General features: G+C 56.5%; 6 protein-coding genes and 1 pseudogene. 6 read left to right on the top strand and 1 reads right to left on the bottom strand.

Annotation, left to right across the window (positions count from 1 at the left end):
• A pseudogene (locus MU553_RS23275) lies at positions 1 to 95 on the top strand (IS5/IS1182 family transposase); the annotation flags it as partial.
• 326 nt (positions 96 to 421) lie between these two features.
• Complete coding sequence (locus tag MU553_RS23270; protein WP_247382186.1) at positions 422 to 2,434, top strand: HEAT repeat domain-containing protein; 2,013 nt, start codon at positions 422 to 424, stop codon at positions 2,432 to 2,434.
• A 426-nt stretch (positions 2,435 to 2,860) separates the two neighbouring features.
• Here MU553_RS23270 and MU553_RS23265 read toward each other — a convergent pair whose 3' ends face one another.
• Positions 2,861 to 3,658, bottom strand: a complete 798-nt coding sequence (locus tag MU553_RS23265) for a PspA/IM30 family protein (RefSeq protein ID WP_247382183.1) — start codon at positions 3,656 to 3,658, stop codon at positions 2,861 to 2,863.
• Positions 3,659 to 4,079: 421 nt separating this feature from the next.
• On the opposite strand from MU553_RS23265, the gene MU553_RS23260 reads away from it, so the two are divergent.
• The 4 genes from MU553_RS23260 (at position 4,080) to MU553_RS23245 (ending at position 6,129) form a co-directional block, all read left to right on the top strand.
• Complete coding sequence (locus MU553_RS23260; RefSeq protein WP_247382180.1) at positions 4,080 to 4,361, top strand: hypothetical protein; 282 nt, start codon at positions 4,080 to 4,082, stop codon at positions 4,359 to 4,361.
• 165 nt (positions 4,362 to 4,526) lie between these two features.
• On the top strand, positions 4,527 to 4,868 hold the full coding sequence (locus MU553_RS23255) for a class-II aminoacyl-tRNA synthetase family protein (RefSeq protein WP_247382178.1): 342 nt from the start codon (positions 4,527 to 4,529) through the stop codon (positions 4,866 to 4,868).
• On the top strand, positions 4,865 to 5,119 hold the full coding sequence (locus MU553_RS23250; RefSeq protein WP_247382175.1) for a hypothetical protein: 255 nt from the start codon (positions 4,865 to 4,867) through the stop codon (positions 5,117 to 5,119). Before MU553_RS23255 ends, MU553_RS23250 begins: the two co-directional genes overlap by 4 nt.
• 818 nt (positions 5,120 to 5,937) lie before the next feature.
• A complete protein-coding gene (locus tag MU553_RS23245; protein WP_247382172.1) occupies positions 5,938 to 6,129 on the top strand; it encodes a hypothetical protein in 192 nt (63 codons plus the stop codon).
• Positions 6,130 to 6,137 lie beyond the last annotated feature (8 nt).

Genomic DNA, 6,137 nt, shown 5'->3' with positions numbered 1-6,137 from the left:
GCGACGCCGTGCGTGCGCGAACCTGGTACGGTGAATTTCGAGAACTCGTTTTGATGTGTGCGGTTTACAACATCACGCAGGCAGTGAAACAGTAAAATCACGCTACGTCTGGCGATTCACCACGGCCAATTAAATCATAATCGGTCGTAGTTACCTGTGGACCAGGTCACCCACGATCCACCGCCCCACCCTCCGCTCGGTGCTCGGTTCGCTGCGCGCGCAGCCACAACCGTGGTTCAAACAACTCTGTTTTTCTGGTAATGTACAGCAATTTCGTGGTTCAGGAGAACTTTTGTGTAGCGAATAGTGGCCAGCTCGAGGCTTGCATGTAAGGAGAAGGTTTCCAGATGTGACCAAGGGATACTACTATTCACGAGGTGTCTCATTGACACGTATGGGAGCAAGTGATTGGGCGGGGCGAATGGTCGATAAGCTTGTCGATGAGTTCGGGGTTAGCAAGGAGAGGGCTGTACAAATACCAGACCGAGTCCGAAAAGTTGTGGCGAATCCGGAATTCAAAGCCCTAGAGGAAGATGATCTTGTTAGCGAGCAGTTTATGCATTCTTTTATAAATAATCTGTTAGAATTGCTGAAAGAGCAAGAGGAGGAAACCATCGAAGCTCGGTGGAACAAGCTTGTGAAAGATCGTGGCCTCTATGCAATCATCGGTGACGATATCTTACTCTATGACCCAAGCACCTCCCGGTTTGCTGAAGATCGAGAGTTAATTGCAGACGATGGTCGATCCCTGACGACTCAAGAGGCAATGTACGCTGCGTGGAAGAATGGGATCGAAATCAGCGAAGTCCCCGATGGTATTCAGTTAGGAGATACGGTCTATCGCCGTCAAGAGGGACCGACCTTAGACCAGTTTAATTCCAACCAATTGTCGGATTTTGACCAACCTCTTGATCAATCCCGATTAGATGTTGATGCTGAACTCCATGCACTCGCTGATGTCGAGTTTCCTGAGAAGGCTCCCAGGAACGAATTTGTGAAGGCTATTGCTGCGGCCCGACGATATATCACTGATACCGGCGGTGCGACCATGGACGAGATCGTTCAGACACTCGAACCTGAGCATAACTATCCAATTGGAGCCAATGGCGTACATGCGCGGGCCAAAGGATTTGTCCCGGATTTTCGGACGTGGTGGTGCGAGCAGGTCAAAAAAGGGCTGGAAGCACTGCCGGATATCAAAGCACCCCTATCTGAAGGTGGGCAGTGGCGTCCAGAAGATGCATACGAGGGGGGCTTCGAATCGGAAGACCTGGTTACCGATATCCTCGAGGAGTGGTATCTTTTCGAGGTCAGTTTCCACGAAGCAGAGCAAGAGCGAGAATTAGTTGCCTTCCACGACGAAATCACCCGACCCTCGGCTAAGCCCCTCCACGGACCTCCCGTATTCCGTTTTCAAAGCCTCACCACTGGAAAACGGTACAAAATCAAACGCCCAGATCTAACTGCGCTGGAGCCACTCACCCTTGAGCAATTATTTAACTCTTCGCAGGACGACGAGATTGAGTCGTTGGACGCCCTCGCAGACGAGCACTCAAATCGGGTTAGAATGGACGATGTCGACGCCACGCTTGACGCCTTACGGACGCAGTCTATCGACCCCACCGCTGGACTTGCGTTCCTGTCGACACTACTTCAAGAGGGTCACGAGGGGAAGGAAACGATTATCACCGAACTGTCGACGCTGCTCGGTGATCGCCCGGAGCTCCTCACCAATGAGGACGTATCGTTGGCTGCGACAACCTGCCTTGCCGATATTTCAGAAACAGCCCCAGAACAGGCACTCGATACGGTGCCGCTCCTCGAGACGGTGGCTAACTCTGGGTCTGAAGAAACGCGAGATATGGCAATCTATGCCCTCTCGAATATCTCGGCGGAATACCCCGAAGAACTCCTGCCGATGCTCGACATCCTGCTTGATAGCATAGCAGCCGGGAACACGACTCTCCGAACAAATGCATTGTCAGCAGTTGGGCATATTACAAAATCCTATCCTGACACAGCAACCACTGTTGTGGCCTCCCTTGTTGAGTGTCTCGATAGTGCTGAACCAAAGGTTCGAGCAAACGCGGCGGGCCTCCTCGGTGACATCGCACAGTTCCATCCCGACATCGTTGTCGACTATGCGTCCGTTATCGCGGGATGTCTGACAGCCGACGATGACCAAACGCGGATCAATGCGTCAATCGCACTCCTACGGGCTGGGGAAGCGAACCCGGAGACTATTCGAGCTGAATCTGAGCACCTAGCAGCGGCGCTTGATGATTCGCGGGCAGCCGTCCGTGCGAACGCATGTACGCTGATTGGGAACACGGAAGCCCCGGTTTCTATGACCCGTCTCAAACGGATCGCAGAGGATGACCCGGATGAAGAAGTCCGTGAAAAAGCTGAGTGGGCAGCCACCCGGATCGAATAATGGTTTAAATAACACACTTTGCTGAATACATACTCCTCTGTATAGGTATTGGCGGAAGTTACAGTAGTTCGATACAATGAATTGAGAAGCTAGAACTTCGATACCCAATCCGTTGTAACGCCAGACAACTACGGTGGCCCAATAGTAGAAATCAGAGTGCCCAAACAAGTGAAAAAGCCGCAAACGATCCGTACCCATACCCATCACGCTGGATTTCGGAGTAAGTCACAGGCGTTGTGACGTGGGGCACGAGCGCCAGGCCCATTCGCGTGTGTCGACCACGCTCACTGCTCCTAGAACGAAAGGGGGCCGTACAGTCCTGCAGCTACACATTAGCAGGCAATAGCTAGCCTGCGGAGCGGGGCCAACAGCACCAACTGGGATTGCTGGTCGACTTGATTGACCTATGCCGGGTTCGTCACGGGGTCATCCCGTCACCCCCGTCACAACGGGCGTGACGCCACCGGTCCGTGTTTTCCCGGCCGTCGCCTCCAGTAGATCCAATCCGAGATACCGGCTGTCCAGCAACCCCTCCGCGGTGTCCATGTCCATCGTCAGCAGTTCCTTGGGCTCTTGGCTCCGCCCGACCTGCCGGCGTTTCACCCGGACGTCCTCCCCGCCAAGATCCTGCAACTGATCCCACACGCGATGGATCGTCTGCCGGTGGGGCGACTCCCCCAGGTGCGCCGTCAGCGCAGTTTCCAAATGATCTCGCGTGAAGAAGATGCCGCTGCCGTCGGTCCGCCGCTGGGCGAACTCCGGCCAGCGCTTGGCGACGCAGATCGCCCAATAGGTGTTCGACCGGTTGGACTGCTCGACGAACAGCTCCTTGATCTTCGACTGTCGGCAGTTCGCGAAGAAATCCAGCGGCGACGAGGACGGCTCGACGCCCTGGGGCAGGGTTTCGGCGTCCTCCTGCGTGTCGGTGTCGGCGATGGCCTGCTCGGCTTTGGCGCTGGCACTCCGGGCGATGTCTCTGGTCTTCTCGCTGTCGGCCTCGAGCTCGTCGACGCGGTCCTCCAGCGTGTTGATCCGGCTGACCTGGTCGGTGATCGTCTGCTGTTGCTTCTCGATGGTTTGCTTTTGGGCCTCGACGGTCTCGCGGAGTTGCCGGCACTCGGCGAGGAGTTGCTTGGTAAGGGTGGCCTGGTCGCTTGTGTGGCCATCAGTCTCGTCAAGACTGGAGCTGTCTCGTGTACTGACGGAAGCGGAAGGGGCAGTCATGCTGCCTCCGAGCCGGCAAGCTTGATTCTCCTATGCGATCGGCAGTTCGTGGAGAGCGAGAAAATATTCCTAACCAACAGAGTCGAGAGATACAGGCCGTTGTTGGTTAACGAGATCCAGTCGGTGTGCAATGCTGGCTGTCGGTGAGAGGGTTCAAGCCCCTCGGTGTGATAGATGATCATGGCTTCTGCCTAATTCAGGAGCCTCATGCGGTGGCCTGGTGGTGACAGGTCGTCGCACCGCGGTTCTTCGGTATGATTTGCTACTGTGAAGTTCCGGTATTATCCGACGTACCGTCCCAAGCACTTAGTGGTTTGCAAGCTACTAAGCAAATGAGTGCGCCAGAATGCAAAATTGCACATTATTCAGCGGCTTTGACAGATTCGGTGGTGATATATCGCGCGTTCCCAATCCTGACGACATGGGAAAAGAGGACAGGAAACGGCTCATACTCAAAGTCCTCGCAGACGGAGGATTTGCTCTCCCTCCTGTCGTTATTTTTCGGAACGCGAAACTTCGAGGTGCTACCTTCGAACGGCGATCAGTCAATAACTATCTCACTGAACTGACTGAGGAAGGGTTAGTTCAGAAGATAGACGCCGAAGCCCTTGATGAGGGAGAAATCAAAGAAGTAGACCTGAGTGACGAGGGATATTTCATCGCAACTGACGACGGTATTGACGTTGCGTACGACCGGGACTAGTCAGGTATTCGCGCAACTTTGCACGATACCGGGCAAGCACTAAGTGGTTGCAGACCTAACTATTAGTTACGCAAACCCGGCGCTTTTGGGTGATTTCACCGGATGAATGAGAATCGCCCACCGTGGTCACAACACGGCGGGCCGGGTTTGCGTAGGAACCATCCCATGCAAACCAACGCTGAGAGCTACGACACTTCGAGAGAAAAATCTGTTGCACAGCGCGCCGGCGTCATCGGCTACGATCAACGCGGTCGCTGTCACCGCTGGGACCCCGTGCGAGCCACGCTGTACGTCACCGTCGACGGCGACGTCGTCCACACAGAGGAACTCGCCCGGCCGGCCGTCCAGCACTGGATCGACTACGTTCGCGAGGAGAAATGCGGCTGGATCGACGAGTGGTGGAACACGAAGATGCCAGCGCACGACCGACACCAAGACGCGAAAGCCCAGGCGGCGGACATTCGCTACAACCTGGCCAAGAACGTCGCGCAGGAGGCCACGGCATGAGCTGCCGCGTCGAAGCCCGCCACCGCGCCCACAACGCCGTGAACGAACTGGAGGCCATCCCTGCCGTGGTCGGCGTCGACGTGGTGGCACCGAGCGTCGACCCGACCGACCGCTGGACCGTGGAAGTGACGCTCCGCACTGACGGCATTCCCCCGGTCGTCAGCGGGATCTTCGGAGAACACAGCTTGACGCTCAGTCACGCTGGGCCGCGCGGCGACTGGTGGCACGGGCTCGCCGTCGTCGACCGGTAGTCACCCTCGTCACCCGTTTTTTTGCAGGGGCAAGATTCCATCGCGGACTGGTTCTCCCGACGGCATGGTCGAAATCTACCCACAACCGGTGAAACGCTAACCAGCGACCGGTGTACACAACCGGTGTAGAGCAAGCTGTGGTCACACACAGATACTACACCGAGACTGCGATGCTGATCTACGATGGCTGCAGATACGGGCAATACTCGTATCCAGAACTGCCACAACAGACAGGTCTGAACCACGGACCACGGACCGGTACCGACCACACTACTGCATACTGTTGCCCACTGCCCAGCCGCCAGGAGGGAGCGAGGTCTCGACTTACGCGAGGGCCGTGGGACCGGCCCGAGCGCCGAGCGACCGTCGGAGGGACGACGGCCCGGGAGGACCGCCCTCTTGCTGCGGGGCGGTCGCGGTGTACCGTTTGGTGATCGTTCTCGCTGCAGACGATCGCCACGGATCGCCCGGAAATCGCTCGCTTCGATGGCGACAAAGAGATCGTCATCTATCACGACAATTCCGCGCGCGATCGCGATCTGTCCTTCCGGACTGAAGCCGCCGCCAGTGACGACGCCGATCCTGAATCACTGTCACGAACGGATCGGGTCCAACTCGTCGCCCGGGAAGTCGCGAACAACTACTTCACAGAGAAGGACTTTCAGAACCATACTGGTCGGCCGGACATCATCGCCCTCGAGATCATCTCGCCGGATGGCAGCTACGAGTATCTCATCACGGAGGTCAAGAACAGCTCGCGCACCAAGACGATCAGACAGGGGATCAAAGAGACGCTAGAGTACGTGGCGTTCCTCCGGATGGACGACGAGTTCGTCTTCACCGACGAGTCCGGGAGCGTCTTCGGTGACGGCTGGAACGGCCTGCTCGTCGTCCAGGACGTAGAGCAGGAGACGGCGTCGTTCGCTGACCAGGCCGAGAGCGAACTCACAATCTTGCAGGCAGGGGAGGTCGACGACAAGCTCCAGCGGGTGCTTGAGCAAATTATCTGATCCTGTCT

It is taken from the genome of Halorientalis brevis, assembly GCF_023077655.1.
The sequence above is the reverse complement of the archived record's forward strand: the minus strand, read 5'-3'. Positions and strand labels throughout refer to the sequence as shown.